A 24,315-nucleotide genomic window follows, 5' to 3' on the forward strand; every position below is an offset into this window, starting at 1 on the left:
AATCGGAATCGCAATGAACAAAGACCAAGACGAACACGCGGCCGTGCAGGCCGCCGCCGCGAAGGCGGGCCCGGGCCGCTTCCTCGTGAAGAAGGTGGCGGTGCTCGGCGCCGGCGTGATGGGCGCGCAGATCGCGGCCCATCTCGTCAACGTGAAGGTGCCGGTGGTGCTGTTCGACCTTCCCGCGAAGGAAGGGCCGAAGAACGGCATCGTGACCAAGGCCGTCGAGAACCTGAAGAAGCTCAAGCCTTCGCCGCTGGGCGTGGCGGAGGACGCCGCGCTGATCCAGCAGGCGAACTACGAGGAGCACATGGGCCTGCTCGGCGAGTGCGACCTGGTGATCGAGGCGATCGCCGAGCGCATGGACTGGAAGCTGGACCTGTACCAGAAGATCGCGCCGCACGTCGCAAAGCATGCGATCGTGGCGTCCAACACGTCCGGCCTGTCGATCACGAAGCTGTCGGAGGCGCTGCCGGAAGCGATCCAGCCGCGCTTCTGCGGCATCCACTTCTTCAACCCGCCGCGGTACATGTACCTGGTGGAGCTGATCGCCACGCCGACGACGAACCCGGAGATCCTCGACCAGCTCGAGACCTTCGTGACCTCCGGGCTCGGCAAGGGCGTCGTGCGCGCCAAGGACACGCCCAACTTCATCGCCAACCGCGTCGGCATCGCCGGCATGCTGGGGACGATGCGCGAGGTGGAGAAGTTCGGCCTGACCTTCGACGTCGTCGACGACCTCACCGGCAAGAAGCTCGGCCGCGCGTCCAGCGGCACGTTCCGTACCGCGGACGTCGTGGGCCTGGACACGATGGCGCACGTGATCAAGACGCTGCAGGACACGCTGTCGGCCGACACCGATCCCTTCTACGGCAGCTTCGGCACGCCGGAGGTGCTGAAGAAGCTGCTGGCGCTGGGCAACCTGGGCCAGAAGACGAAGGCGGGCTTCTACAGGAAGGCCGGGCGCGACATCCTGCGCTTCGAGCTGGAAAGCGAAAGCTACGTGCCGGCCGGCCAGAAGGCCGACGAGGTGTACGGCCGCATGCTGAAGAAGCCTGCGGGCGAGCGCCTGAAGCTGCTGCGCAATGCGACGGGACCCCAGGGGCAGTTCCTCTGGTCCATCCTGCGCAATTCCTTCCACTACGCCGCGGTGCACCTGGCCACCATCGCCGAGACCGCGCGCGACGTCGACCAGGCCATGCGCTGGGGCTTCGGCATGAAGCAGGGCCCCTTCGAGCTGTGGCAGGAAGCGGGCTGGCTGCAGGTGGCGCAGTGGATCCAGGAAGACATAGCTGCCGGCAAGGCGCTGTCGAAGGCGCCACTGCCGAAGTGGGTGTTCGAAGGGCCGGTCGCCGACGCCGGTGGCGTGCACACGGAGCAGGGCTCCTTCAATCCCACGACGGGCAAGTTCCAGCCGCGGCGCGTGCTGCCGGTCTATGACCGGCAGCTGTTCCCCGAGCTGCTGCGCGGCGAAGGCGGCGCGCGTTTCGAGACGGCAGGCACGACGCTGCACGAGGACAGGAACATCCGCCTGTGGACGCTCGACCACCAAGTGCTGATCGCCAGCCTCAAGACCAAGATGCACACCATCAGCCCCGAGGTCTGCGAAGGTCTGCAGCAGGCGGTGGAACTCGCCGAGAAGGAGTACCAGGGCCTGGTGGTCTGGTCGGGCGACGAGCCCTTCAGCGCCGGCGCCGACCTGGAGTCCACGCTGCCCGCGTTCATCGCGGTGGGCGTGGCGGCCATCGAGGATGCCGAAGGCTTCATGCAGCAGACGATGCTGCGGCTGCGCTATGCGGGCGTTCCGGTGGTGTCCGCGATCCGCGGGCTGGCGCTGGGCGGCGGCTGCGAGCTGGGGCTGTACTCGGCCAAGCGCGTCGTGGCGATGGAGAGCTACATCGGCCTCGTCGAAGTGGGCGTCGGCCTGGTGCCGGGCGCCGGCGGCCTGACGTACATCGCGCGCCGCGCGGCGGAAAACGCGGCTGCGAGCACGGACAAGGACCTGCTGAAGTTCCTGACGGAAGGCTTCACCGCCGCCGCCATGGCGAAGGTCGGTACCAGTGCGCTGGAGTCGCGCAAGCTGGGCTACGTGCTGGAGAGCGACGTGATCGTCCCGAACAAGGACGAACTGCTGTATGTCGCGTTGCAGCAAGCCAGGTCGCTGTACGACGCCGGCTACCGCGCCCCGCACAAGCGCATGTTCCCGGTCGCGGGCCGCAGCGCGAAGGCGACGATCATGGGCCAGCTGGTGAACCTGCGCGACGGCGGCTTCGCGAGCGCGCACGACTTCCACATCGCGACGCTGATCGCGAACGTGGTGACGGGCGGCGACGTGGACGCGAACACGCTCGTGACCGAGGAATACCTGATGACCCTGGAGCGCCAGGCCTTCTGCGCGCTGGTGCAGCACCCGAAGACGCAGGAGCGGATCCTGGGGATGCTGAGTACGGGGAAGCCGGTGCGGAATTGACCGCCTTCCTCCCTCCCCCTCTGGGGGAGGGTTGGGGAGGGGGCACGCACGCTACGCATGCAACACCAGTCCACACCCACCGCGCAGCGCAACGCACGCATCTTGCGCAGCGGCATGACGGATTCCGAGCGCAAGCTCTGGTCCGGCCTGCGCGGTGAGCGGCTGGGCGTGAAATTCCGGCGCCAGCATCCGTTCGGCAACTTCATCGCGGACTTCGCGTGTCTCGAGCCGAAGCTCGTGGTGGAGCTCGATGGTTCGCAGCATGAAGGCGATGCCGAGTACGACGCGCGCCGGGACCGCTTCTTCCGCGAACAGGGCTTTGCCGTGCTGCGGTTCCCCAGCAATGCGCCGCTGACGAACCTGGAAGGTGTCTGCGTCGCGATTCAAGAAGAGATCAAGGTGTTGGCGGGCGCTGCCCCCACCCCAGCCCTCCCCCAGGGGGGGAGGGAGCAAGAACAGAAGGACGACCTATGACCAAGCAAATCCAGGACGCCTACATCGTCGCCGCCACCCGGACGCCCATCGGCCGTTCCCACCGCGGCTTCTTCCGCAATACGCGGCCGGACGACCTGCTCGCGACCGTGCTGCGCTCCGCCCTCGCGCAGGTTCCCAGCCTCGACCCCGCGGCCATCGAAGACATCGTCTGCGGCTGCGCGATTCCCGAGGGGCCGCAAGGCCTGAACGTCGCGCGCATCGGCGCGGTCCTCGCCGGCCTGCCCAAGAGCGTCGGCGGCATCACGGTCAACCGCTTCTGCGCCTCGGGCCTCGCGGCGGTGCAGATGGCCGCGGACCGCATCCGCGTCGGCGAGGCCGACGTGATGATCGCCGCCGGCACCGAGAGCATGAGCATGGTGCCCATGATGGGCAACACGCCTTCGCTGTCGCCCACGATCTTCTCCAACCCCGACGACATCGAGAGCTACGGCATCGCCTACGGCATGGGCCTGACCGCCGAGAAGGTGGCCAAGCAGTGGAAGGTGGGCCGCGATGCGCAGGACGAGTTCGCGTACCGCTCGCACATGAAGGCCATCGCCGCGATGAAGGCCGGCGAATTCGCCGGCGAGATGACGGAAGTGGAAGTCGCGGAACGCACCGTCGACCTGGAGTCGGCGGAAGTGGCGATCGCCACCCGCAAGGTGAACCTCGACGAAGGCGCGCGTCCGGACACGACGGTCGAAACGCTCGGCAAGCTCAAGCCGGTGTTCGCCGCGCGCGGCAGCGTCACGGCGGGCAACAGCTCGCAGACCTCCGACGGCGCCGGCGCGCTGATCCTGGCGAGCGAAGCGGCGGTCAAGCGCTTCGGCCTGCAGCCGCTCGCGCGCTTCGTGAGCTACGCCAGCCGCGGCGTGCCGCCGCACATCATGGGCATCGGCCCGATCGAGGCGATCCCCGCCGCGCTGAAGGCCGCCGGCCTGAAGCAGGACGCAATCGACTGGATCGAGCTGAACGAGGCGTTCGCGGCGCAATCGCTGGCCGTGATCCACACGCTGGGTCTCGACGCGAACAAGGTGAACCCGATGGGGGGTGCCATCGCCCTCGGCCATCCGCTGGGCGCCACCGGCGCGATCCGTTCAGCGACCGTCGTGCACGCGCTGCGTCGCAAGAACCTGAAGTACGGGATGGTGACGATGTGCGTGGGGATGGGGCAGGGGGCGGCGGGGATCTTCGAGCGGGTGTGAGTCACCCTCACCCCGACCCTCTCCCGCCAGCGGGAGAGGGAGCAAGAACCGGAGGAGCGAGCATGGAGCGAGTCACCCTGGCGGTTGCGGACGGCGTGACCATCGCCGCGCGCGTGTACGAGCCGCAAGGCCTCGTGCAGGGCAGCGTCGTCATCGGCGGCGCGATGGGCGTGCGGCAGGATTTCTATGCACCGTTCGCCGAGTGGCTCGCGGGGCAGGGCTGGCGGGTCACGACCTTCGACTACCGCGGCAGCGGCGACTCGGCGCCGCGCAAGCTGCGCGGGTTCCAGGCGGACCTCTTCGACTGGACGCTCGACTACGAAGCCGCGGTCGACCATGCGCACGCGGCGCTGCCCGACGCGCCGCTGCACCTCCTGGGCCACAGCCTCGGCGCGCAGCTGCCCGGCCTGCTTTCCAACCAGGACAAGGTGAGCGGCCTCCTCAGCGTCGCTGCGGGCAGCGGGTATTGGCGCGAGAACGCGCCGCAGCTGAAGCGCTACGTCCTCTCCTTCTGGTTCCTCGTCGTGCCGCTCGCCACGCGCCTGTGCGGCTACTTCCCCGGACGCAAGCTGCGCATGGTGGGCAACCTGCCCGCGGGCGTGGTGCTGCAGTGGCGCAAGTGGTGCCTCCACCCGCGCTACAGCGTGGGGGCCGAGGGCGAGCTCGCGCGCCGCGCATATGCCAATGCACGTTTCCCGGTGGTGGCCTTGTCCATCGCGGACGACGAACTCATGACGCTGCAAGGCACGCACAGCCTGGTCAGCCTCTACGAGAACGCGCCGCGCCACGTCGAACGCATCGTGCCCGAGGAGCTCGCCGTGCGCCGCATCGGCCACTTCGGCTCCTTCCGCAGCGAGCACGAAGGCAAGCTGTGGCCGCGCATGGCGCAGAGACTGCGCGAACTCTCGACCCCGGCAGCCGCATGAGCGCGCATCCCTTCGATGCGGCCATCGCGCTGCAGCCGGCCGGCGGCGGCGCGTTCGCGGGCCAGACCAGCCCCGCCTACGCCAACTTCATCGGTCCCTACGGCGGCATCACGGCCGCGCAATGCCTGCAGGCGGTGTTGCAGCATCCGGAGCGGCTCGGCGATCCCGTGGCCTTCACCGTCAACTTCGCCGCGGCCGTCGCGGACGGACCGTTCGAGCTGCGCCCTCGCGCGGCCCGCACCAACCGCTCCACCCAGCATTGGATCGTGGAGATGGTGCAGGGCGACGAGGTGGTCGCGACCGCCACCGCGCTGACCGCCGTGCGCCGGCCCACCTGGGGCGGCCACGAAGCGCACAAGCCGGAAGCGCCGCCGCCGCTGGAAGTGAAGCGCACCACCCGCCGCGGCGTGGCCTGGCTCGAACGCTACGAGATGCGCTTCCTGCTGGGCATGATCCCGCGCGACTGGGACGGCGGCGGCGTCGCCGAAAGCCTCTCGCGCCTGTGGGTCCGCGACGACCCGCCGCGGCCGCTGGACTTCGCTTCGCTTGCCGCACTGTGCGACGTGTTCTTCCCGCGCATCTGGCTGCGCCGCGCGCGCCAGACGCCCCTGGGCACCGTGTCCATGACGGTCTACTTCCATGCCACCGCGGCCGAGCTGGCGGCGGCCGGCGAGGGTTTCCTGCTCGCGCAGGCACGCGGACAAGGCTTCGGCAGCGGATACTTCGACCACGGCGGCCAGTTGTGGAGCGAAAGCGGCTCCCTCCTGGCGACCACCCACCAGGTCATGTATTACAAGGAGTGAGCGGCATGGCTGCAGCATCCGGGCGCCCCGTCGCCGTGGTCGTCGGCGCGGGAGACGCCACCGGCGGCGCGATCGCGAAGCGCTTCGCGCAGGGCGGCTACGCGGTCTGCGCCACGCGCCGCAACCTCGACAAGCTGCAGCCCCTCGTCGACGAGATCCGCGCCGCCGGCGGCGAGGCGCACGGCTTCGCCTCGGATGCGCGCAACGAGGACGAGGTGAATGCGCTCTTCGACGACATCGAGGGCCGCATCGGCCCGGTCGAGGTGTTCGTCTTCAACATCGGCGCCAACGTGCCGGCGGGCATCCTCGAAGAGACCGCGCGCAAGTACTTCAAGATCTGGGAGATGGCCTGCTTCGCCGGCTTCCTCACGGCGCGCAAGGCGGCGCGCTGCATGGCGCCGCGCGGCAAGGGCACGATCCTGTTCACCGGCGCCACGGCTTCCATGCGCGGTTCCGCCGGCTTCGCTGCCTTCGCCGGTGCCAAGGCGGCGCTGCGCGCGCTGGCGCAGAGCATGGCGCGCGAGCTCGGGCCGCGCGGCATCCACGTGGCGCACGTCGTCATCGACGGCGGCATCGACACCGAGTTCATCCGCGAGAACTTCCCCGAGCGCTATGCGCTGAAGGAGCAGGACGGCATCCTCGACCCCGCGCACATCGCGGAGAACTACTGGATGCTGCACCGGCAGCCGCGCGACGCCTGGACCCACGAGCTGGACCTGCGGCCGTGGATCGAGAAATTCTGACGAAGGAGGCTCCATGAAGCACGCCCTCGAGTTCTATTTCGACGTCGGCAGCCCCGCGGCCTACCTGGCGTGGACACAGGTGCCCCGCATCGCGCGCGAAACCGGCACGGAGGTGGAGTACCGTCCCTTCCTCCTCGGCGGGGTGTTCCAGGCGACGGGCAACCGCTCGCCCATGGAGGTGCCGGCCAAGGGCCAGTACATGGTCGACGACCTGCAGCGCTTCGCCCGCCGCTACGGCGTGCCCTTCGCGCACAGTCCGCATTTCCCGATCAACACGCTCGCGCTCATGCGCATGGCGCTGGGGCTGCAGCTGCGCGACCCCCACCGCATGGTTCCGTTCGTGGATGCGGTCTACCGGGCGATCTGGGTGGACGGCAGGAACATGAACGATCCGGGGACGGTGGCGGCCGCGCTGCAGGCGGCCGACTTCGACCCGGAGAAGCTGCTCGCGCTGGCCTCGGACCCCGCGGTGAAGGACGACCTCAAGGCCGCCACGCAGGAGGCCGTGCAGCGCGGCGTGTTCGGCGCGCCGACCTTCTTCGTCGGGCAGGAAATGTTCTGGGGCCAGGACCGCCTCGATTTCGTCAAGGAAGCACTGAGTTAGCCCACCCCCGAAGCGGCCTGCGGCCGCCTCCCCCTCAAGGGGGCGCCACCAGCGGCCCGGCAAAGCCGGTTCCGCGGTGGCACTGGAAGGAACCACCCATGGAGAAACAATGAGCGAAGTCCTCGTCCACGCCGAAGCCGGCGTGATGACCGTCACCCTGAACCGGCTGGAGCGCAAGAACTCCATCACCTCGGACATGTACGCCGCGCTCGCTGATGCCATCGCGAGCGCGAAGGACGATGCGTCCGTGCGCGTGGTCGTGCTGCAGGGCCACGAGACGGTGTTCAGCGCCGGCAACGACATCAACGACTTCCTGAACAAGCCGCCCGCGGGCGAGGACTCGCCCGTCTTCCGCTTCCTGCACGGCATCGCCACCTTTCCGAAGCCGCTGCTCGCCGCCGTGTGCGGGCCGGCGGTGGGCATCGGCACCACGATGCTGTTCCACTGCGACCTGGTCTACGCCGGCGACAACGCGGCGTTCTCGCTGCCGTTCGTGAACCTGGGGCTCTGCCCGGAAGCCGCATCGAGCCTGCTCGTGCCCCAGATGCTCGGTTACCACCGCGCGGCCGAGGCGCTGATGCTGGGCGAGCCTTTCTTCGCGGAAGCGGCGCTCGAAGTCGGACTCGTGAATCGCGTCGTGCCGCCGACGGAGGCCAACGGGTATGCCAGCGCGCAGGCGAGGAAGCTCGCGGCCAAGCCGCTCTCGTCGCTCGTGGAAACGAAGCGCCTGATGAAGAAGGGCCAGCAGCAGCAGGTGCTGCAGCAGATGGCCGACGAAGGCGAGAGCTTCCGCCGCATGCTGGTGGCGCCGGCGGCGAAGGAGGCGTTCACGGCCTTCATGGAGAAGCGCAAGCCCGATTTCACGAAGTTGTAGGCGGGCGGTGAGCGCAGCGAACCCCAGCTCGCTGCGCTTCGCCGATCGCTGGGGTTCACTTCGTTCACCACCAGCCTACGGTCCGGCCGCAGGCATCCAGGAGGAGCCATGGACCTGCGCGGAAAGACCCTCTTCATCACCGGCGCGTCCCGCGGCATCGGCCTCGCGATCGCGAAGCGTGCGGCCGCCGACGGCGCCAACGTCGTCGTCGCGGCCAAGACGGCGGAGCCCAATCCCAAGCTGCCCGGCACCATCTACAGCGCCGCGGAGGAGATTCGCGCCGCCGGCGGCCAGGCCTTGCCGCTGCAGGTCGACATCCGCGACGAGGAGGCCGTGCTCGCCGCCGTGCAGCAGGCCGTGCTCACCTTCGGCGGCATCGACATCCTGGTCAACAACGCCAGCGCGATCAGCCTCACGGACACCGAGCACACGCCCATGAAGCGCTACGACCTGATGAACGGGATCAACGCGCGCGGCACCTACCTGTGCACGCAGGCCTGCCTGCCGGAGCTGAAGAAGTCGGCCGCGGCCGGGCGCAATGCGCACGTGCTCAACATGTCGCCGCCGTTGTCGATGAAGACGCACTGGTTCGCGCCGCACACCGCGTACACGATGGCCAAGTACGGCATGAGCATGTGCACGCTCGGGCACGCGGGCGAGTTCCGGAAGTACGGCATCGCGGTCAACAGCCTCTGGCCGCGCACGGCCATCGCGACGGCCGCGCTGCAGATGATTCCCGGCGTCGACCTGAAGGCCTGCCGCACGCCGGAGATCCTCGCCGACGCCGCGTACCTGGTGTTCACCTCCGACGCGAAGGACGAGCGCAACACGGGCAACTTCCACATCGACGACGCGCTGCTCGCCGAGCACGGGCAGGTGGACCTCGACCGTTATGCGGTCACGCCCGGCAACCGAAAGTTCATCCCCGACTTCTTCGTGGACTGACGTCGCGCGGCTTGTGTCCGCTTCCGGACACAGCCGAGCCAGCGGGCCCCCAAATCGGTGCACGCTGTGTAAACTGCGCCGCATAAAAGCAGAGCCGCGAAAGCGGCGCACAACAAGCGGGAGTCCGCGCACGGCGCGGCGGGAACAAGGGGCTTCATTCATGCGTGGAGATGAAGTTGAGGCTTTCCTTGTGGGTCGTCGCGGCCTTCCTGTTCACCGCCGCAGCTTTCGCGCAGCAGGGCGCCGATGACGGCGAGTGGCGCACGGCCGGCAAGGACCCGGGCCTCACGCGGTTCAGCAGCCTCGCCGACATCAACACCACGAACGTCACGCAGCTGAAGCTCGCGCTGCACTTCCCCACGGGCAACGACCGCGGGCACGAGGCCGCGCCCATCGTCGCCGAGAACACGATGTTCGTGGTGACGCCCTTCCCGAACGTCGTCTACGCCTTCGACCTCGCCAAGTCCGGCTTCCCGCTGAAGTGGACCTTCGACCCGAAGCCGGAGCGCAGCGCGCAGGGCGTCGCCTGCTGCGACACCGTCAACCGTGGCGGCGCGTATGCCGACGGACGCCTGTTCTTCAACACGCTCGACAACCACACGATCGCGCTCGACGCGAAGACGGGCAAGGAGCTGTGGCGCACGAAGCTCGGGGAGATCAAGAACGGCGAGACCATGACCATGGCGCCGCAGGTCGTGAAGGGCAAGGTCCTCGTCGGCAACAGCGGCGGCGAGCTCGGCGTGCGCGGGTGGCTGACCGCGCTCGATGCCGCCACCGGCCGGATCGCCTGGCGCGCCTACCACACGGGGCCCGACAAGGACGTGCTGATCGGCCCCAGCTTCAAGCCCTTCTACAAGTCGGACCAGGGCCGGGACCTCGGCGTGAAGACCTGGCCCGGCGAGGCGTGGAAGATCGGCGGCGGCACGGTGTGGGGCTTCGTCTCCTACGACGCCGAACTGGACCTGATCTACTACGGCACGTCCAACCCCGGTCCGTGGAACCCGGACCAGCGGCCCGGCGACAACAAGTGGGCCTCCGGCGTGTTCGCGCGCCGCCCCGACACCGGCGAGGCGATCTGGTACTACCAGACCAGCCCGCACGACCTGCACGACTACGACGGCATCAACGAGAACGTGGTGGTCGACCTGAACCTCGCCGGCGGCCGGCGCAAGGTGCTGCTGCGCCCCGACCGCAACGGCTACCTGTACGTGCAGGACCGCATCACGGGACAGGTGATCTCGGCGACGCCCTTCGTGCACACGACCACCTCGAGCGGCGTGGACCTGCAGACCGGCGCCCTGCGCTACAACCCGGCGAAGACGCCGCGCGCCGGCGAAACCGTGCGCAGCATCTGCCCCGCCTCGCCCGGCGCGAAGGACTGGCAGCCCTCGGCGTGGTCGCCGCGGACGCGCCTGCTGTACATCCCGCACCAGAACCTGTGCCAGGACGCGATCACCTACGAGGTGAGCTACATCGCCGGCACGCCCTACATCGGCGCCGACCTGAAGATCTACCCCGGCCCGGGCGGCACGCGCGGCCGCTTCACGGCGTGGGACCCGGTGAACCGGCGCAAGGCCTGGGACATCGAGGAGAGCTTTCCCGTCTGGAGCGGCGCCCTCGCCACGGCGGGCGACGTCGTTTTCTACGGCACCATGGACGGGTACTTCAAGGCTGTCGACGCACGCAACGGCCACCTTCTGTGGCAGTTCAAGGCGGAGTCCGGGATCATCGGCCAGCCCATCACCTTCCGCGCCCCGGACGGGCAGCAGTACGTCGCGATCCTGGCGGGCGTCGGCGGCTGGTCCGGAGCGATCGTGTCCGCCGGCCTCGACCCGCGCGATGCCACGGCAGCCGGCGGTTTCGTCAACGCGATGCGCGACCTCCCCGCGAAGACGCGCAAGGGCGGGCACCTGTACGTGTTCAGCCTCCAGGGAGCGGCGAAGTGAAGCGCTTCGCCGTCCTCGCGCTCGCGGCCGCCGCCCTCGCCGTGCATGCCCAGGCCAGCGACGCGCCCGGCACCTTGCGCGTGTGCGCCGATCCGGACAACCTGCCTTACTCGCGCGAGGACGGCAGCGGCTTCGAGAACCGCATCGCCCGCCTCGTCGCGTCCGACTTCGGCGTGCCGCTCGCCTATGCCTGGCTGCCGGACCTGCGCGGCTTCGTGCGCAAGACGATGGGCGCGGGGCTGTGCGACGTCATCGTCGGCGTGCCGGCGGGCTTCGAACGCACGCTCAACACGCGGCCCTATTACCGTTCGACCTACGTACTCGTCGAAGGGCAGGGCGATCCGGCACCGCCGCGGGACTTCGCGGACCCGCGCCTGCGGCGCTGGCGCATCGGCGTGCAGCTGGTCGGCGACGATGCCGCAGCCACGCCGCCGGGGCACGCGCTCGCACAGGCAGGCGCCACCGGCAACGTCGTCGGCTATCCCATGGCCGGCAGGCAGCCGGCGGCCGCGCGCATCTTCGATGCCCTCGACCGCGGGGAACTCGACGCGGCTTTCGTCTGGGGCCCGCAGGCGGGCTACTACGCGCAACGTTCCGCGCGTCCCTTGCAGCTTCACGTCATGCAGCCGCCGTCCACGCTGCAGGAGCAGCGCTTCACCTTCGCGATCGCGATGGGCGTGCGGCGCGGCGACCGCGCGCTGCGCGACCGCCTCGACGACTTCATCGTGCGCCGGCAGCCGGACATCGACCGCATCCTCGCCGAGTACGGCGTGCCGCGCGTGGCGGAGCCTGCGCCATGAAAGCCGCACTCTTCCTGCTGCTGTCCACCGCACTCGTGGTCGCAGGCTGCGAGCGCGAGGAGCGCCACTTCCGGGCCGAGCGGCAGAACACCGGGCCCAACGAATCCGCCGTACGCAACAGCCTCAACCAGCCCGGCATGGCCCTCGGCGGCTACGTGAAGCCGCCTGCCGCCAACATCAGCATGTACGACGACAACGCGTTCGCGGTGAACGAAGGCAAGCGTCTCTACCGCTGGTACAACTGCAACGGCTGCCACGCCAACGGGGGCGGCGGCTACGGACCGGCGCTGATGGACAGCGAATGGCGCTACGGCAGCGATCCCGCGAGCCTCTTCGAGACCATCATGCAGGGCCGCCCCAACGGCATGCCCTCGTTCGGCGGGCACATCCCGGAAGACCAGGTCTGGAAGATCGTCGCGTACGTGCGGTCCATGGGCGGCGGCGTGCGCACGGACGTGGCGCCGTCCCGTCCCGACTCCATCTACCCCGGCAAGCCCGAGAACTTCCGCTCGCCGCAGCCGGCGATCGGGAAGGGCGATTCCCGGGCCGAACAGACGTTCGAGGTGCGGTGATGGATCCCGGAGTGCACGACGCGCTGCATGCCTTCGGCCCCCAGGCCGCGCACCTGGTGGACCTGTGGCGCATCTTCCTGGTCGTCTGCAGCGTGGTGTTCGCCGCGGTGCTGGTGGCGCTGGTCCTCGCGATCCGCCGCGCACCACGCGCGAGCGAGGCGGATCCGCCGGATCTGAGCACCGTCAACCGGCCGGAGCCACGCGTGCGGCGCAACGTCACCACGGCCGTCGTGGCCGCGGTCCTCGGCCTGCTGGCGCTGCTGGTCGCGAGCGTGTTCACCGACCGCGCGCTCACGCGACTGAGCCTGAAGGACGCGATCAACATCGAGGTCACGGCCTACCAGTGGTGGTGGAACGTGAAGTACCAGAACGGCCCGGTGTCCGAGACCTTCAGCACCGCCAACGAGATCCACGTGCCCACCGGCAAGCCGGTCGTGATCACGCTCAAGGGCGGGGACGTCATCCACAGCCTGTGGGTGCCCAGCCTCGCCGGCAAGCGGGACCTGATCCCGGGGCGCACGGCGCAGATCGCCTTCCAGGCGGACCACCCCGGCGTGTACCGCGGCCAGTGCGCGGAGTTCTGCGGCTTCCAGCATGCGTTCATGGCCTTCGAGGTGCATGCGCAGGCGCCGGCGGAGTTCGAGGCCTGGCGGCAGGCGCAGATCAAGCCGGCCGCGCCGCCTTCGGACCCGCAGGCGCAGCGCGGGCTGCAGCTGTTCCAGTCCATCCAGTGCGCGATGTGCCACACGGTGCAAGGCACGATCGCCCAGGCGCGCACCGGCCCGGACCTCACCCACTTCGCCAGCCGCCGCACCATCGCCGCCGGCACGCTGCCCAACACGCCCGGCAACCTGGCGAGCTGGATCGCCGACCCGCACAAGCACAAGCCCGGAGTGAACATGCCCGCGAACCCGCTGTCCGGCGAAGACCTCGCCGCACTGGTGGCCTGGCTGGGGACGCTGAAATGAGCGCGGAACGCACGATGCCCGTCGGGCCGCTGGGCGAGAAGGCGCACCCGACCAAGGGCCGCCTGAAGGACGGGCTCGCCGGCGGCGAGCTGGTCACGCGCGTACTGGACGAAACCTGGAGTGACTGGCCCGGCTTCTTCGGCTGGTTCTGCGTGACCAACCACAAGACCATCGGCAAGCGCTTCATCGTCACCTGCCTCGTGTTCTTCGCGCTGGGTGGCCTGCTGGCGGCGTTGATGCGCACGCAGCTCGCGCGGCCGGGCCAGCCGTTCATGGACCCGGACCTCTACAACCAGGTCTTCTCCATGCACGGCACGAACATGATGTTCCTGTTCGCCGTGCCGGTGATGCAGGCGGTGGCCATCTACCTCGTGCCGCTGATGGTGGGCGCGCGCAGCACCGCCTTCCCGCGGCTGACGGCGTACTCGTACTGGATCTTCCTCTTCGGCGGTTGCATGATCTGGATCGCCTTCTTCTTCAACACGGGGCCGGAGGCGGGCTGGTTCAGCTACGTGCCGCTCTCGGGGCCGGCGTACAGCCCGGGCAAGCGCACCGACTTCTGGGCGCAGATGATCACCTTCACGGAGGTGTCGGGGCTGCTGGACGCGGTGATCATCATCTGCACCGTCTTCAAGCTGCGCGCGCCGGGCATGACGCTCAACCGCATCCCGCTGTACGTGTGGGCGATGCTGGTCACCGCCTTCATGATCCTGTTCGCCATGCCGTCGGTGGCGCTCGCCAGCGCCATGCTGATCATGGACCGGCTGGTCGCGACGCACTTCTTCAACCCCGGCGAGGGCGGCGACGCGCTGCTCTGGCAGCACCTGTTCTGGTTCTTCGGCCACCCCGAGGTGTACCTGATCTTCCTGCCGGGCCTGGGCTTCATGTCCGCCATGATCCCGACGTTCGCGCGGCGGCCCATGTTCGGCTACACCGCGATGGTGCTGTCGGTGATCGCGACGGGCTTCCTGTCCTTCGGCCTGTGGGTGCACCACATGTTCGCGACCAACGTGCCGGAGCTGGGCAAGACCTTCTTCACGGCGATGAGCATGCTGATCGCCATCCCGACCGCGGTGCAGATCTTCTGCTGGATCGCGACGCTGTGGACCGGCAGGCTGAACTTCCGCGTGCCGCTGCTCTACGTGCTGTCGTTCTTCTTCATCCTCGTCATCGGCGGCCTGACGGGCCTGATGCTGGGTTCGGTCTCGCTCGACTCGCAGGTCCACGACACCTACTTCGTGGTCGCCCACCTGCACTACGTGCTGCTCGGGGGCGCCGTGTTCCCGCTGTTCGGCGCCTTCTACTACTGGTATCCCAAGTTCTCCGGCCGCCTGATGTCCGAGCGCCTGGGGCGCTGGGCCTTCTGGTTCATGTTCATCGGCTTCAACGTCGCCTTCTTCCCCATGCACGTGCTGGGGCTGCAAGGCATGCCGCGCCGCGTGTACACGTATGCGCCGGAGATGGGCTGGGGCACGTTGAACGTGGTGGCCACCCTGGGTGCGTACGCGCTCGCGCTGGGCATCTTCCTGGTGCTGGTGAACGCGGTGCGCAGCTGGCGGCACGGCGAAGTGGCCGGCCCGAACCCGTGGGGCGCGAGCACGCTCGAATGGGCGACCGATTCGCCGCCGCGCATGTGCAACTTTCCCGCGATCCCGGTGGTGCACGGCCGCGACCCGCTCTGGCAAGGCGTGCCCGAAGGCCAGCCGGACCACGTCTCCGGGCTCGCCGCGGACCTGCGCGAGCATCTCACGACCACGCTGGCCGATGCGAAGCCCGACAGCCGCATGATCTTCCCGGATTCGTCGCCGTGGCCCTTCCTGAGCGCGGTGGCGACCACGGTGATGTTCATCGGCTCGATCTTCTCGCCGGTGCTCGCCGTGGTGCTGATGGTGCCGCTGGCGGTGGCGCTCATCTGCTGGTTCTGGCCGCGGCCCAGCGAGTCCGCCGAGGAACTGGCCCTGGAGAAGCTGGAATGAGCGGCGCCGAAGTGAAGGGACGCGCGCTCGACGTGCGCGAGCTGCCCACCGTGGTGTTCGGGCACCGCAGCCTGATGTGGTGGGGCACGCTGGGATTCATGGTCGTCGAGGCCACGGTTTTCGCGCTGGCGCTCATGGCCTACTTCTACCTGCGCAGCCACCAGGAGACCTGGCCGCTCACCGCGCCGCCGCCCGACCTGCTGTGGGGCACGCTCAACACGGTCGTGATGCTCGTGAGCTTCCTGCCGGCGCACCTCGCCAAGAAGGCAGCCGAGCACCTGCAGCTGAAGAAGGTGCGGCTGTGGCTGGTGGTGAGCTGCGTCTTCGGCATCGCGTTCTGCGTGATCCGCGGCCTGGAATTCGCCACGCTCAACGTGCGCTGGGACAGCAGCGCCTACGGCTCGGTGGTCTGGCTGCTCCTGGGGCTGCACACCACCCACATCGTCACGGACCTGATGGACACGATCGTGCTCACCGTCATGTTCTTCACCGGGCCGCTGGACGGCAAGCGCTACGTGGACGTGAGCGAGAACTCGTTCTACTGGTACTTCGTGGTGGCGGCGTGGATCCCGATCTACCTCGTCATCTACTTCGGCGCGAGGACGACATGAGGGCGTGGAGCTGGCTCGGGCTGTTGGTCGCGCCCACCGTGGCGCTGGCGGCGCAGAGCACGCTGTACGCCCTGGTCACGCCGTCGTGCAGCCAGCAGGCGCGGCTGGAGATGCATCTCGCGGCGGCGGTGGCGCTCGTCATCGCCGCGGTGTTCGCGGTGATGGCGTTCGCGGAATCGTCCCTGCGCCGCGGCGAGCCCGGCTCTCCCGACCACGACGGCGCGCAAGCGCCGGTGACGCGCCGCTTCCTGGCGGACATCGCGGCGGCCGTCGCGGGGCTGTCGTGCCTCGTGATCCTGGCCATGTGGTTCGCGCTGTGGATGCTGGGGCCTTGCGAGTTGTTCTGATCCTGCTGGCGGCGGCGCTGCCCTTCGCCGCGCTTGCGCACGTGCCGGAGCCCGCCGCGCCGGTGGCGTCGCTCTGGCAGTGGAACCTGGCGCCCTGGCTGCTCGCGCTGCTGGCCGTGTCCGCGGCCGGCTACGGCCTGGGGCTGCGCCGCCTGTGGGGGCAGGCGGGGCGCGGGCGCGGCGTCTCGACGTGGCAGGCGTGGGCGTTCGCGACCGGCTGGCTGGCGGTGGTGGGCGCGCTCGTGTCGCCGCTCGACCCGCTGGGCGGGCGGCTGTTCTCCGCGCACATGGTGCAGCACGAATTGCTGATGGTCGTGGCCGCGCCGCTGCTGGTGGTGGGGCGTCCGCTCGCCACCTGGACCTGGGCCTTGTCGCCCTCGCAGCGCCGCACGGTGGGGCGCCTGTTCCAGGTGCGCGGCTGGGCGTCGCTGTGGACCACGCTGACCGACCCGCTCGTGGCCTGGGCCTTGCACGCGCTGGTGCTGTGGGGCTGGCACATCCCGGGTGCCTTCGATGCGGCGCTGGAGAACGAGGCGCTGCACATCCTGCAGCACGCGAGCTTCCTGGTGACCGCGCTGTTCTTCTGGTGGGCCGTGCTGGGGCACGATCCGCGCGGGCGCTACGGGCCGGGGCACTCGGCGGCCTACCTGTTCACGACGATGATGCACACGGCGGCGCTCGGGGCGCTGCTGAGCCTGTCGCCGACGGCGTGGTATGCCCCGTACATCCCGCGGACGGCGGCGCTGGGCTTCGATCCGGTGGACGACCAGCAGCTCGGCGGGCTGGTGATGTGGGTGCCGGCGGGGATGGCGTACATCGTGGCGGCGTTGTGGGTGCTGGGGGGGATGCTCACGCGGACCAAGGCGTGACGCGGGGGAGCTGGGGTGCGCTGCGCGCAACCCAGCTTACGAAGGACGCGACGGCACGTAGGCTGGGTTTCGCGAACGCGAACCCCAGCGATCCGGCCCCGATTGCCCCCTCACGGCCCCGCCCCTATCATCCCCCGCATGCCCTACATGCTCCTCATCCACGAAGACCCCGCCCAGCGCGGCACGCGCACGCGCGCGGAGGGCGAGGCGGTCTTCCAGCGCATGGTGGACTTCGCCGAGGCGCTGAAGCGCGAGGACAAGCTGCTGGCGGTGGAGTCGCTCGCCGGCCTGCAGGACGCCGCGCGCGTGCGCGTGCGCAACGGCAAGGCGCAGGTGCTCGACGGCCCCTTCGCCGAAGCCAAGGAAATGGTCGGCGGCTTCTTCCTCCTGGATTGCCGCACCCGCGACGAAGCCCTGGCGCTCGCCCGCCGCTGCCCCGCCGCCGAATGGGCGACGGTGGAAGTGCGCGAGACAGCACCTTGTTACATGTAGGAGCGCGGCGGCTGTCGATTCCGCCGTGCGTGCTTCGTCGTGGAGGCAGGAGGACGGCAGGACGCCGCTTCCACCCACCCACGAGGAGCACTCCATGCGTTTCATGATCATCGTGAAGGCCACCCCCGATTCCGAGGCCGGCCGCTTCCCGCCCAACCCCGAGCCGCTGTTCCAGGCGATGGCCGCCTACCACGAGGAACTCGCGCGCGCCGGCGCGCTGCTCGATGCGAGCGGCCTGCAACCGAGCAGCAAGGGCTGGCGCGTGCAGTACGAAGGCGGCAAGCGCACCGTCGTCGACGGCCCGTTCGCCGAGACCAAGGAACTGATCGCGGGCTACACGCTGATCCAGACCCGCACCCGCGACGAGGCCATCGAGTGGACCAAGCGCTTCCCCAACCCGATCGGCGAGGGCGTCTCCTGCCACATCGAGGTGCGGCAGCTGTACGAGATGGACGACTTCGAGGGGCTGCTGAAGGAGGAGACCAAGCAGCGCTTCGAGAAGATCGACATCCGCTGAGGGCGCCGCCATGCTCAAGACCGTCGCCCTCGTCGCCGTGCTCGCCATCGGCGGCGTGCTGCTCTACGCGGCCACGCGGCCGGACACGTTCCGCGTGGCGCGCTCCACGACCGTGAAGGCCCCGCCCGCGAAGCTGCATGCCCTGATCAACGACCTGCACCAGTTCAACACCTGGAACCCGTTCGAGAAGGGCGACCCGCAGGCGCGCGGCGAGTACCGCGGCCCCGCGGCCGGCCCGGGTGCGGCCTACCACTTCGCCGGCGGCAAGTCCGGCAGCGGCAGCCTGCGCATCCTGGAGTCCGCGCCCACGCACGTGCGGATGGAGCTGCACATGCTGCAGCCGATGGAAGCGCTGAACAACGTGCAGTTCACGCTGCAGCCGCAAGGCGACGCCACCGAAGTGACCTGGAGCATGGATGGCGCCACCCCGTTCCTGGGGAAGGTGCTGCACGTGTTCATCGACATGGACCGCATGGTGGGCAGCCAGTTCGAATCCGGCCTCGCCGACCTGAAACAGCGCGCCGAGCGCACCTGAGGACACGAGATGGACAACACCACGGAAGCGGACCGCGAGCTCGCCACGGAGCGCGTGCTGCCGTACTCGCGCGGCGAGGTCTACCGCGCCATCGCCACCCCCGAGCGCCTGGCGCGCTGGTGGGGTCCCGCCGGCTTCACCAGCACGGTGGAGACCTGCGACTTCCGCCAGGGCGGGCACTGGCGCTTCGCGCTGGTCGGCCCCGACGGCAAGAGCCATCCCAACCACAACATCTTCGCCCTCATCGAGCCGGCGCGCCGCGTCGTGATCCGGCACGAGGACAGGACGCACGGCTTCCGCCTGACCATCAGCCTGTCGGACGCCGAAGGCGGCACGCGCGTGGGCTGGCAGCAGGTCTTCGACGACCCTGCCGAACGGGACCGCATGGCGCCCATCTGCGTCCCCGCCAACGAACAGAACCTCGACCGGCTGCACGCCGAGATCGCCTCGCATTCCTGAACACGGAGCCGACCATGGGCCGCAAGATCTTCGTCAACCTGCCGATCAAGGACATGAAGCGCTCGCAAGCGTTCTTCCGCGCGCTCGGCTTCGACTTCAACCCGCAGTTCACCAACGAGCAGGGCGCCTGCATGGTGGTGGCGGAGGACATCTTCGTGATGCTGCTGGTGGAACCGTTCTTCCAGACCTTCGTCAAGAAGCCGATCTCGGACGCGCGGAAATCCACCGAGGTGCTGGTGTGCCTCTCGTGCGATTCGCGCGCCGAGGTGGACGAGCTCGTGCGCAAGGCGCTCGCCGCCGGCGGCACCGCGCCCAACGCGCCGCAGGACCACGGCTTCATGTACGGCCACGGCTTCGAGGACCTCGACGGCCACGTCTGGGAGCTGGCGTGGATGGACCCGGCCGCGGCCCCGCCGCAAGCCTGAGCGCATGCACTCGGCGACGCACCAGGCCATCGCCGCCGTCTGGCGCATCGAGTCGGCGCGCCTCGTCGCCGTGCTCGCGCGGATGGTGCGCGACGTGGGCGTCGCCGAGGAGCTGGCGCAGGACGCGCTGGTCTCCGCGCTGGAGCACTGGCCGCGCGAAGGCGTGCCGGACAACCCGGCGGCGTGGCTGATGACCGCGGGCAAGCGCCGGGCGCTCGACCACCTGCGTCGCGCGAAGATGCAGGACGGCAAGCACGAGGAACTGGGGCACGACCTGGAAGCGCAGGAGGCGCTGGTCGTGCCGGATTTCGTCGACGCGCTCGATGCCGCGCGCCAGGACGAGATCGGCGACGACCTGCTGCGGCTGATCTTCACGGCTTGCCATCCCGTGCTGTCCACCGATGCGCGCGTGGCGCTCACGCTGAAGCTGCTGGGCGGGCTCACCACCCACGAGATCGCGCGGGCCTACCTCGTGCCGGAGCCCACGATCGCCCAGCGGATCGTGCGGGCGAAGCGGACGCTGGCCGAAGCGAAGATCCCGTACGAAACGCCCCGCGGCGAGGAGCTGGAGCGCAGGCTCGCGTCCGTGCTCGAAGTCGTGTACCTGGTGTTCAACGAAGGCTACACCGCCACGGCGGGCGACGACTGGATGCGGCCCGAGCTCGCGCAGGAAGCGCTGCGGCTCGGCCGCATGCTGGCCGGGCTCGCGTCGGAAGAGCCCGAGGTGCACGGGCTCGTCGCGTTGATGGAGCTGCAGGCATCGCGCATGGCGGCGCGCACGGATGCGGAAGGGCGTCCGATCCTGCTGGCCGACCAGGACCGCGGCCGCTGGGACCCGCTGCTGGTGCGGCGCGGCCTCGCTGCGCTGGAGCGGGCGGCGAAGCTCGGGGGTGCGCGCGGGGTGTATGCGCTGCAGGCCGCGATCGCGGCCTGTCATGCGCGGGCGCGTCGCAGCGGGGACACGGACTGGAAGCGCATCGCAGCGTTGTACGGCGAACTGGCGGCGGTGGCGCCGTCACCGGTGGTGGAGTTGAACCGCGCGGTGGCGGTTGGCATGGCGGAAGGGCCGGCGGCGGGGCTGGCGATCGTGGATCGGTTGCGCAGTGAACCTGCGCTGCGGCGGTACCAGTGGTTGCCGAGCGTGCGGGGGGACCTGCTGGCGAAGCTGGGGAGGAAGGAGGAGGCGCGGGAGGCGTTGTTGGAGGCGGCGGAGCTGGCGGGGAATGGGCGCGAAAAGGAACTGCTGCTGCAACGTGCGCGTTCCCTGTAGGCTGGGTTGCGCGGAGCGCACCCCAGCGTTTTGTTGCGGCCGTGATCTGCTGGGGTGCGCTTCGCGCAACCCAGCCTACGTGCGCTTGCGATAGAACTGCGGCGCCAGCCGCTGCACCACCGGCCCTTCGAACGACCACGTCATGCACTGCCCCATGTAGAACGGCGGCTTGCCGCCCTGCGTGGCCGCGGTGTCGTCCTTGCGCCCGCCCTCCGTCGCGCGGTAGTGCGGGATCATCTGGAAAGCCGCCGTCGCCGCGTTGAACACCAGCTCCCGCAGGTGCGTGCAGCCGCCCACGCCGCCGATCGCGCCCTCGATCATCTTGCGCCAGCCGGGCCCCATCGTGAGGCCCACCAGCTTCTGCATCGGCGCGTCCGCAGGCACCTGGCATTCGTCGAACGGCGCGTGGATCGCCGCCGTCTCCACGGCCCGGATCGTGAAGCCGTCGTCCACCGTCAGCCGCACGCGCAGCAGGTGCACGGGCTCGCCCGCGGGCAGCAGGCCGCGTTCGCGCATCTGGATGGGAACGGACTTGGTGTCGCTGAGGGTGCAGTCGATGTCCCAGAGGCCGTCCTCGCGCAGGAAGCCTTCGAAGGTGGTCTTGCGCGTGTGGATGGGGCGGCGGGGGACGGCAGGAGGCAGGTCGCGCATGATGCCGCCTATCTTAGGGCGCGCGGCTCCTACAGTACTTTCCGACTCATCCGACGGGGTCATTCCGGGACCGCCTCTACCGTGGGGCGAGCATGGGAAAAGAACGCAAGACCCCCGGCGAGGAAGCGGACCGTGAACCGGCAGGCGAGGTGCGCGAGCGCGGCTTCGTCCGCGTGCGCGGCGCGCGCGAGCACAACCTGAAGGACGTGGACGTCGACGTGCCCCGCGACGCGCTGGTCGTGTTCAGCGGCGTCTCCGGTTCCGGCAAGTCCTCGCTCGCCTTCGGCACCATCTACGCCGAGGCGCAGCGCCGCTACCTCGAGTCCGTCTCGCCGTACGCGCGCCGCCTGATCGACCAGGCCGGCGTGCCGGCGGTGGACAGCATCGACGGCCTGCCGCCGGCGGTGGCGCTCCAGCAGCAGCGCGGCACGCCCAGCACGCGGTCCTCCGTCGGCAGCGTGACCACGCTCTCCAGCCTGCTGCGCATGCTGTATTCGCGCGTGGGCCACTATCCGCCCGGCCAGGCGATGCTGTACGCGGAGGACTTCTCGCCCAACACGCCGCAAGGCGCCTGCCCGCAGTGCCACGGCCAGGGCCGCGTGTACGACGCGACGGAGGCGTCGATGGTGCCCGACGACGCGCTCACCATCCGCGAAGGAGCGATCGCCGCCTGGCCTCCGGCGTGGCACGGCCAGAACCTGCGCGACATCCTCGTGAGCCTCGGCCACGACGTGGACAAGCCCTGGCACGCGCTGCCGCGCAAGCTGCGCGACTGGATCCTGTTCACCGACGAGACGCCACGCGTGCCGGTCTATCCCGGCTTCACGCCGAAGGAGACGCGCGACGCGAAGCGCAGCCGCATGGAGCCGGCGTACATGGGCACCTTCACCAGCGCCCGCAACTACGTGCTGCACACCTTCGGCACGACGCAGAGCGCGCTGATGAAGAAGCGCGTTTCCCGGTACATGGTCAGCACGGCGTGCCCCGCGTGCCAGGGCAAGCGGCTCAAGCCGGAGGCGCTGTCGGTCACCTTCGCGGGCAGGGACATCGGGGAGCTGTCGCAGCTGCCCATCGAGGAAGCGGCGCGCATCCTGCGGCCGGCGGCGGAAGGCCGGCTGGAGGACGTCACGCCCGCCGGCAGCACCTTGTCGCGGTCGGCTTCGCGCGAAGCCCGCGACCGGCGCGTCGCACGCGGTGGCGCCTCGCACGACGCGGCGCCCGACGTGCGTTTGACCTCGCCGGTGTCCGAGGAGAAGCGCATCGCGGCGCAGCGGCTCGCGCACGACCTGCTCGCGCGGATGCAGACCCTCGTCGAACTGGGGCTGGGCTATCTGTCGCTGGACCGCAGCACGCCGACGCTCTCGCCCGGCGAGCTGCAGCGCCTGCGGCTCGCCACGCAGCTCGGCTCGCAGCTGTTCGGCGTGATCTACGTGCTGGACGAGCCTTCGGCGGGGCTGCATCCCTCGGATGCGGAAGCCCTGCTGGCCGCGCTGCAGCGGCTGAAGGCGAGCGGCAACTCGGTGTACGTCGTGGAGCACGACCTCTCGCTGATGCGGCGCGCGGACTGGCTGGTGGACGTGGGCCCGGCGGCCGGCGAACGCGGGGGCCGCGTCCTGTACAGCGGGCCGCCGGCGGGGCTGGCGGCCGTGGAGGAATCGCAGACGCGGAGACACCTCTTCGACGAGGTCCCGCTGCCGCGCAGGGAGCCGCGTTCCCCTCGCAGCTGGCTGAAGCTGGAAGCCGTCACGCGCAACAACCTGCAGGGGCTGGACGCGGCCTTCCCGGTCGGCTGCCTCACGGCCGTGACCGGCGTGTCGGGCTCCGGCAAGTCCACGCTGGTCACGCGCGCGCTGCTGGAACTGGTGGCGCAGCATCTCGGGAGCGACCTGCCCGACGGCGAGGAGGAAGCCGACGAACTGATGGACCCGAGCGCGCGCGACGGCACGTGGTCCGGGCGCCTTGCCGGCGACACCGGAGCGATCCGCCGGCTCGTGCAGGTGGACCAGAAGCCGATCGGCCGCACGCCGCGCTCCAACCTCGCGACCTACACGGGCCTGTTCGATTCCGTGCGCAAGCTGTTCGCCGCCACGCCGGCCGCGCGCAAGCGCCGCTACGACCCGGGCCGCTTCTCCTTCAACGTGGCGAAGGGCCGCTGCGAGACCTGCGAAGGCGAGGGCTTCGTCTCCGTGGAGCTGCTGTTCATGCCAAGCGTCTACGCGCCTTGCCCCACCTGCCACGGCAGCCGCTACAACGCGCAGACGCTGGAGATCCGCTGGAACGGCAAGACCATCGCGGAAGTGCTGGGCATGACGGTGGAGGAGGCGGTGGACTTCTTCGCGGAAGAGCCTGCGGTGCTGCGGCCGCTGCAGGTCCTGCAGGACATCGGCCTGGGCTACCTGCGGCTCGGGCAGCCGGCCACCGAGCTCTCCGGCGGCGAGGCGCAGCGCATCAAGCTGGCCACCGAGCTGCAGCGCACGCATCGCGGCGACACGCTCTACGTGCTGGACGAACCGACGACGGGCCTGCATGCCTCGGACGTGGACCGGCTGATGGTGCAGCTGCAGCGCCTGGCCGACGAGGGCAACACCGTGGTCGTCGTGGAGCACGAGATGCGCGTGGTGGCCCAGAGCGACTGGGTGATCGACATGGGGCCGGGGGCGGGGGAGCAGGGGGGGAAGATCGTGGCGCAGGGGATGCCGGAGGAAGTGGCGAAGGTGAAGGGGAGCAGGACGGGGCCGTACCTGGCGGAGGAGTTGAAGGGCGGGGGGTGATGTTGGGGTGAAGGGGCGGCCATGCTGGGGGGGTGAAGGGTGGGCGGTCATGCTGGGGTGCG

25 protein-coding genes are annotated in these 24,315 nt (G+C 69.7%); 24 read left to right on the top strand and 1 reads right to left on the bottom strand.

Going from position 1 to position 24,315, the window contains the following annotated elements; translation table 11 throughout:
- Window positions 1–13 precede the first annotated feature (13 nt).
- The 23 genes from H8N03_RS25525 to H8N03_RS25635 all read left to right on the top strand — a co-directional run bounded on the left by H8N03_RS25525 (window position 14) and on the right by H8N03_RS25635 (window position 20,831).
- Window positions 14–2,470 carry a 3-hydroxyacyl-CoA dehydrogenase/enoyl-CoA hydratase family protein gene (locus H8N03_RS25525; RefSeq protein ID WP_187079068.1) on the top strand — a complete coding sequence of 819 codons (2,457 nt, stop codon included), beginning with the start codon at window positions 14–16 and terminating at the stop codon, window positions 2,468–2,470.
- A gap of 57 nt (window positions 2,471–2,527) precedes the next feature.
- Complete coding sequence (locus tag H8N03_RS25530; RefSeq protein WP_187079069.1) at window positions 2,528–2,944, top strand: endonuclease domain-containing protein; 417 nt, start codon at window positions 2,528–2,530, stop codon at window positions 2,942–2,944.
- Window positions 2,941–4,149 carry an acetyl-CoA C-acyltransferase gene (locus tag H8N03_RS25535; protein WP_187079070.1) on the top strand — a complete coding sequence of 403 codons (1,209 nt, stop codon included), beginning with the start codon at window positions 2,941–2,943 and terminating at the stop codon, window positions 4,147–4,149. Before H8N03_RS25530 ends, H8N03_RS25535 begins: the two co-directional genes overlap by 4 nt.
- Window positions 4,150–4,211: 62 nt before the next feature.
- The gene (locus H8N03_RS25540; RefSeq protein ID WP_187079071.1) at window positions 4,212–5,075 is read left to right on the top strand and encodes an alpha/beta hydrolase family protein; all 864 of its coding nucleotides are present in this window, start codon (window positions 4,212–4,214) and stop codon (window positions 5,073–5,075) included.
- Window positions 5,072–5,878: an acyl-CoA thioesterase gene (locus H8N03_RS25545; RefSeq protein ID WP_187079072.1), complete on the top strand. Its 807-nt coding sequence runs from the start codon at window positions 5,072–5,074 to the stop codon at window positions 5,876–5,878. The genes H8N03_RS25540 and H8N03_RS25545 overlap by 4 nt, the downstream gene beginning before the upstream one ends.
- A 5-nt stretch (window positions 5,879–5,883) precedes the next feature.
- Window positions 5,884–6,621, top strand: coding sequence for an SDR family oxidoreductase (locus H8N03_RS25550; protein WP_187079073.1), 738 nt, complete (start codon window positions 5,884–5,886; stop codon window positions 6,619–6,621).
- A 13-nt stretch (window positions 6,622–6,634) separates the two neighbouring features.
- Window positions 6,635–7,225 (top strand): 2-hydroxychromene-2-carboxylate isomerase, encoded by a 591-nt coding sequence (locus H8N03_RS25555; protein WP_187079074.1) that lies wholly within the window; start codon window positions 6,635–6,637, stop codon window positions 7,223–7,225.
- Window positions 7,226–7,334: 109 nt separating this feature from the next.
- Window positions 7,335–8,099, top strand: coding sequence for an enoyl-CoA hydratase (locus H8N03_RS25560; protein WP_187079075.1), 765 nt, complete (start codon window positions 7,335–7,337; stop codon window positions 8,097–8,099).
- A 108-nt stretch (window positions 8,100–8,207) separates the two neighbouring features.
- On the top strand, window positions 8,208–9,044 hold the full coding sequence (locus tag H8N03_RS25565; RefSeq protein ID WP_187079076.1) for an SDR family oxidoreductase: 837 nt from the start codon (window positions 8,208–8,210) through the stop codon (window positions 9,042–9,044).
- A 170-nt stretch (window positions 9,045–9,214) separates the two neighbouring features.
- Window positions 9,215–10,990: a methanol/ethanol family PQQ-dependent dehydrogenase gene (locus H8N03_RS25570; RefSeq protein ID WP_187079077.1), complete on the top strand. Its 1,776-nt coding sequence runs from the start codon at window positions 9,215–9,217 to the stop codon at window positions 10,988–10,990.
- On the top strand, window positions 10,987–11,790 hold the full coding sequence (locus H8N03_RS25575) for a quinoprotein dehydrogenase-associated putative ABC transporter substrate-binding protein (protein WP_354005181.1): 804 nt from the start codon (window positions 10,987–10,989) through the stop codon (window positions 11,788–11,790). Before H8N03_RS25570 ends, H8N03_RS25575 begins: the two co-directional genes overlap by 4 nt.
- Window positions 11,787–12,362, top strand: a complete 576-nt coding sequence (locus H8N03_RS25580) for a c-type cytochrome (protein ID WP_187079078.1) — start codon at window positions 11,787–11,789, stop codon at window positions 12,360–12,362. The genes H8N03_RS25575 and H8N03_RS25580 overlap by 4 nt, the downstream gene beginning before the upstream one ends.
- Window positions 12,362–13,330, top strand: a complete 969-nt coding sequence (coxB, locus tag H8N03_RS25585; RefSeq protein WP_187079079.1) for a cytochrome c oxidase subunit II — start codon at window positions 12,362–12,364, stop codon at window positions 13,328–13,330. The genes H8N03_RS25580 and coxB overlap by 1 nt, the downstream gene beginning before the upstream one ends.
- Entirely contained in the window at window positions 13,327–15,306 is a 1,980-nt protein-coding gene (gene ctaD, locus H8N03_RS25590; RefSeq protein ID WP_255428400.1) for a cytochrome c oxidase subunit I, read from the top strand. Before coxB ends, ctaD begins: the two co-directional genes overlap by 4 nt.
- Window positions 15,303–15,917, top strand: a complete 615-nt coding sequence (locus H8N03_RS25595; protein ID WP_187079080.1) for a cytochrome c oxidase subunit 3 — start codon at window positions 15,303–15,305, stop codon at window positions 15,915–15,917. The genes ctaD and H8N03_RS25595 overlap by 4 nt, the downstream gene beginning before the upstream one ends.
- On the top strand, window positions 15,914–16,264 hold the full coding sequence (locus tag H8N03_RS25600) for a hypothetical protein (RefSeq protein WP_187079081.1): 351 nt from the start codon (window positions 15,914–15,916) through the stop codon (window positions 16,262–16,264). The genes H8N03_RS25595 and H8N03_RS25600 overlap by 4 nt, the downstream gene beginning before the upstream one ends.
- The gene (locus H8N03_RS25605; protein WP_187079082.1) at window positions 16,249–17,133 is read left to right on the top strand and encodes a cytochrome c oxidase assembly protein; all 885 of its coding nucleotides are present in this window, start codon (window positions 16,249–16,251) and stop codon (window positions 17,131–17,133) included. Before H8N03_RS25600 ends, H8N03_RS25605 begins: the two co-directional genes overlap by 16 nt.
- Window positions 17,134–17,271: 138 nt before the next feature.
- Window positions 17,272–17,625, top strand: a complete 354-nt coding sequence (locus H8N03_RS25610) for a YciI family protein (protein WP_187079083.1) — start codon at window positions 17,272–17,274, stop codon at window positions 17,623–17,625.
- A 94-nt stretch (window positions 17,626–17,719) separates the two neighbouring features.
- Window positions 17,720–18,142, top strand: a complete 423-nt coding sequence (locus tag H8N03_RS25615) for a YciI family protein (protein ID WP_187079084.1) — start codon at window positions 17,720–17,722, stop codon at window positions 18,140–18,142.
- 10 nt (window positions 18,143–18,152) lie between these two features.
- On the top strand, window positions 18,153–18,677 hold the full coding sequence (locus H8N03_RS25620) for an SRPBCC family protein (RefSeq protein ID WP_187079085.1): 525 nt from the start codon (window positions 18,153–18,155) through the stop codon (window positions 18,675–18,677).
- A 9-nt stretch (window positions 18,678–18,686) separates the two neighbouring features.
- Window positions 18,687–19,136 (top strand): SRPBCC domain-containing protein, encoded by a 450-nt coding sequence (locus H8N03_RS25625; protein WP_187079086.1) that lies wholly within the window; start codon window positions 18,687–18,689, stop codon window positions 19,134–19,136.
- 14 nt (window positions 19,137–19,150) lie between these two features.
- Complete coding sequence (locus H8N03_RS25630; RefSeq protein ID WP_187079087.1) at window positions 19,151–19,561, top strand: VOC family protein; 411 nt, start codon at window positions 19,151–19,153, stop codon at window positions 19,559–19,561.
- A 4-nt stretch (window positions 19,562–19,565) separates the two neighbouring features.
- Window positions 19,566–20,831: an RNA polymerase sigma factor gene (locus H8N03_RS25635; RefSeq protein WP_187079088.1), complete on the top strand. Its 1,266-nt coding sequence runs from the start codon at window positions 19,566–19,568 to the stop codon at window positions 20,829–20,831.
- Between the two features lie 75 nt (window positions 20,832–20,906).
- On the opposite strand, the gene H8N03_RS25640 is transcribed toward H8N03_RS25635, so the two are convergent.
- The gene (locus H8N03_RS25640; protein WP_187079089.1) at window positions 20,907–21,482 is read right to left on the bottom strand and encodes a DUF2889 domain-containing protein; all 576 of its coding nucleotides are present in this window, start codon (window positions 21,480–21,482) and stop codon (window positions 20,907–20,909) included.
- A gap of 92 nt (window positions 21,483–21,574) precedes the next feature.
- On the opposite strand from H8N03_RS25640, the gene H8N03_RS25645 reads away from it, so the two are divergent.
- Window positions 21,575–24,253, top strand: a complete 2,679-nt coding sequence (locus H8N03_RS25645; RefSeq protein WP_187079090.1) for an excinuclease ABC subunit UvrA — start codon at window positions 21,575–21,577, stop codon at window positions 24,251–24,253.
- The last annotated feature ends 62 nt before the right edge of the window (window positions 24,254–24,315 follow it).

Source organism: Ramlibacter cellulosilyticus, assembly GCF_014297465.1.
Classification (GTDB): Bacteria; Pseudomonadota; Gammaproteobacteria; order Burkholderiales; family Burkholderiaceae_C; genus Ramlibacter; species Ramlibacter cellulosilyticus.

Excerpts from the sequence above, each read along its gene's own strand:
- H8N03_RS25525 (WP_187079068.1), top strand. The coding sequence starts at position 14 with ATGAACAAAGACCAAGACGAACACGCGGCCGTGCAGGCCGCCGCCGCG.
- H8N03_RS25530 (WP_187079069.1), top strand. The coding sequence starts at position 2,528 with ATGCAACACCAGTCCACACCCACCGCGCAGCGCAACGCACGCATCTTG.
- H8N03_RS25535 (WP_187079070.1), top strand. The coding sequence starts at position 2,941 with ATGACCAAGCAAATCCAGGACGCCTACATCGTCGCCGCCACCCGGACG.
- H8N03_RS25540 (WP_187079071.1), top strand. The coding sequence starts at position 4,212 with ATGGAGCGAGTCACCCTGGCGGTTGCGGACGGCGTGACCATCGCCGCG.
- H8N03_RS25545 (WP_187079072.1), top strand. The coding sequence starts at position 5,072 with ATGAGCGCGCATCCCTTCGATGCGGCCATCGCGCTGCAGCCGGCCGGC.
- H8N03_RS25550 (WP_187079073.1), top strand. The coding sequence starts at position 5,884 with ATGGCTGCAGCATCCGGGCGCCCCGTCGCCGTGGTCGTCGGCGCGGGA.
- H8N03_RS25555 (WP_187079074.1), top strand. The coding sequence starts at position 6,635 with ATGAAGCACGCCCTCGAGTTCTATTTCGACGTCGGCAGCCCCGCGGCC.
- H8N03_RS25560 (WP_187079075.1), top strand. The coding sequence starts at position 7,335 with ATGAGCGAAGTCCTCGTCCACGCCGAAGCCGGCGTGATGACCGTCACC.
- H8N03_RS25565 (WP_187079076.1), top strand. The coding sequence starts at position 8,208 with ATGGACCTGCGCGGAAAGACCCTCTTCATCACCGGCGCGTCCCGCGGC.
- H8N03_RS25570 (WP_187079077.1), top strand. The coding sequence starts at position 9,215 with ATGAAGTTGAGGCTTTCCTTGTGGGTCGTCGCGGCCTTCCTGTTCACC.
- H8N03_RS25580 (WP_187079078.1), top strand. The coding sequence starts at position 11,787 with ATGAAAGCCGCACTCTTCCTGCTGCTGTCCACCGCACTCGTGGTCGCA.
- coxB (WP_187079079.1), top strand. The coding sequence starts at position 12,362 with ATGGATCCCGGAGTGCACGACGCGCTGCATGCCTTCGGCCCCCAGGCC.
- ctaD (WP_255428400.1), top strand. The coding sequence starts at position 13,327 with ATGAGCGCGGAACGCACGATGCCCGTCGGGCCGCTGGGCGAGAAGGCG.
- H8N03_RS25595 (WP_187079080.1), top strand. The coding sequence starts at position 15,303 with ATGAGCGGCGCCGAAGTGAAGGGACGCGCGCTCGACGTGCGCGAGCTG.
- H8N03_RS25600 (WP_187079081.1), top strand. The coding sequence starts at position 15,914 with ATGAGGGCGTGGAGCTGGCTCGGGCTGTTGGTCGCGCCCACCGTGGCG.
- H8N03_RS25610 (WP_187079083.1), top strand. The coding sequence starts at position 17,272 with ATGCCCTACATGCTCCTCATCCACGAAGACCCCGCCCAGCGCGGCACG.
- H8N03_RS25615 (WP_187079084.1), top strand. The coding sequence starts at position 17,720 with ATGCGTTTCATGATCATCGTGAAGGCCACCCCCGATTCCGAGGCCGGC.
- H8N03_RS25620 (WP_187079085.1), top strand. The coding sequence starts at position 18,153 with ATGCTCAAGACCGTCGCCCTCGTCGCCGTGCTCGCCATCGGCGGCGTG.
- H8N03_RS25625 (WP_187079086.1), top strand. The coding sequence starts at position 18,687 with ATGGACAACACCACGGAAGCGGACCGCGAGCTCGCCACGGAGCGCGTG.
- H8N03_RS25630 (WP_187079087.1), top strand. The coding sequence starts at position 19,151 with ATGGGCCGCAAGATCTTCGTCAACCTGCCGATCAAGGACATGAAGCGC.
- H8N03_RS25635 (WP_187079088.1), top strand. The coding sequence starts at position 19,566 with ATGCACTCGGCGACGCACCAGGCCATCGCCGCCGTCTGGCGCATCGAG.
- H8N03_RS25640 (WP_187079089.1), bottom strand. The coding sequence starts at position 21,482 with ATGCGCGACCTGCCTCCTGCCGTCCCCCGCCGCCCCATCCACACGCGC.
- H8N03_RS25645 (WP_187079090.1), top strand. The coding sequence starts at position 21,575 with ATGGGAAAAGAACGCAAGACCCCCGGCGAGGAAGCGGACCGTGAACCG.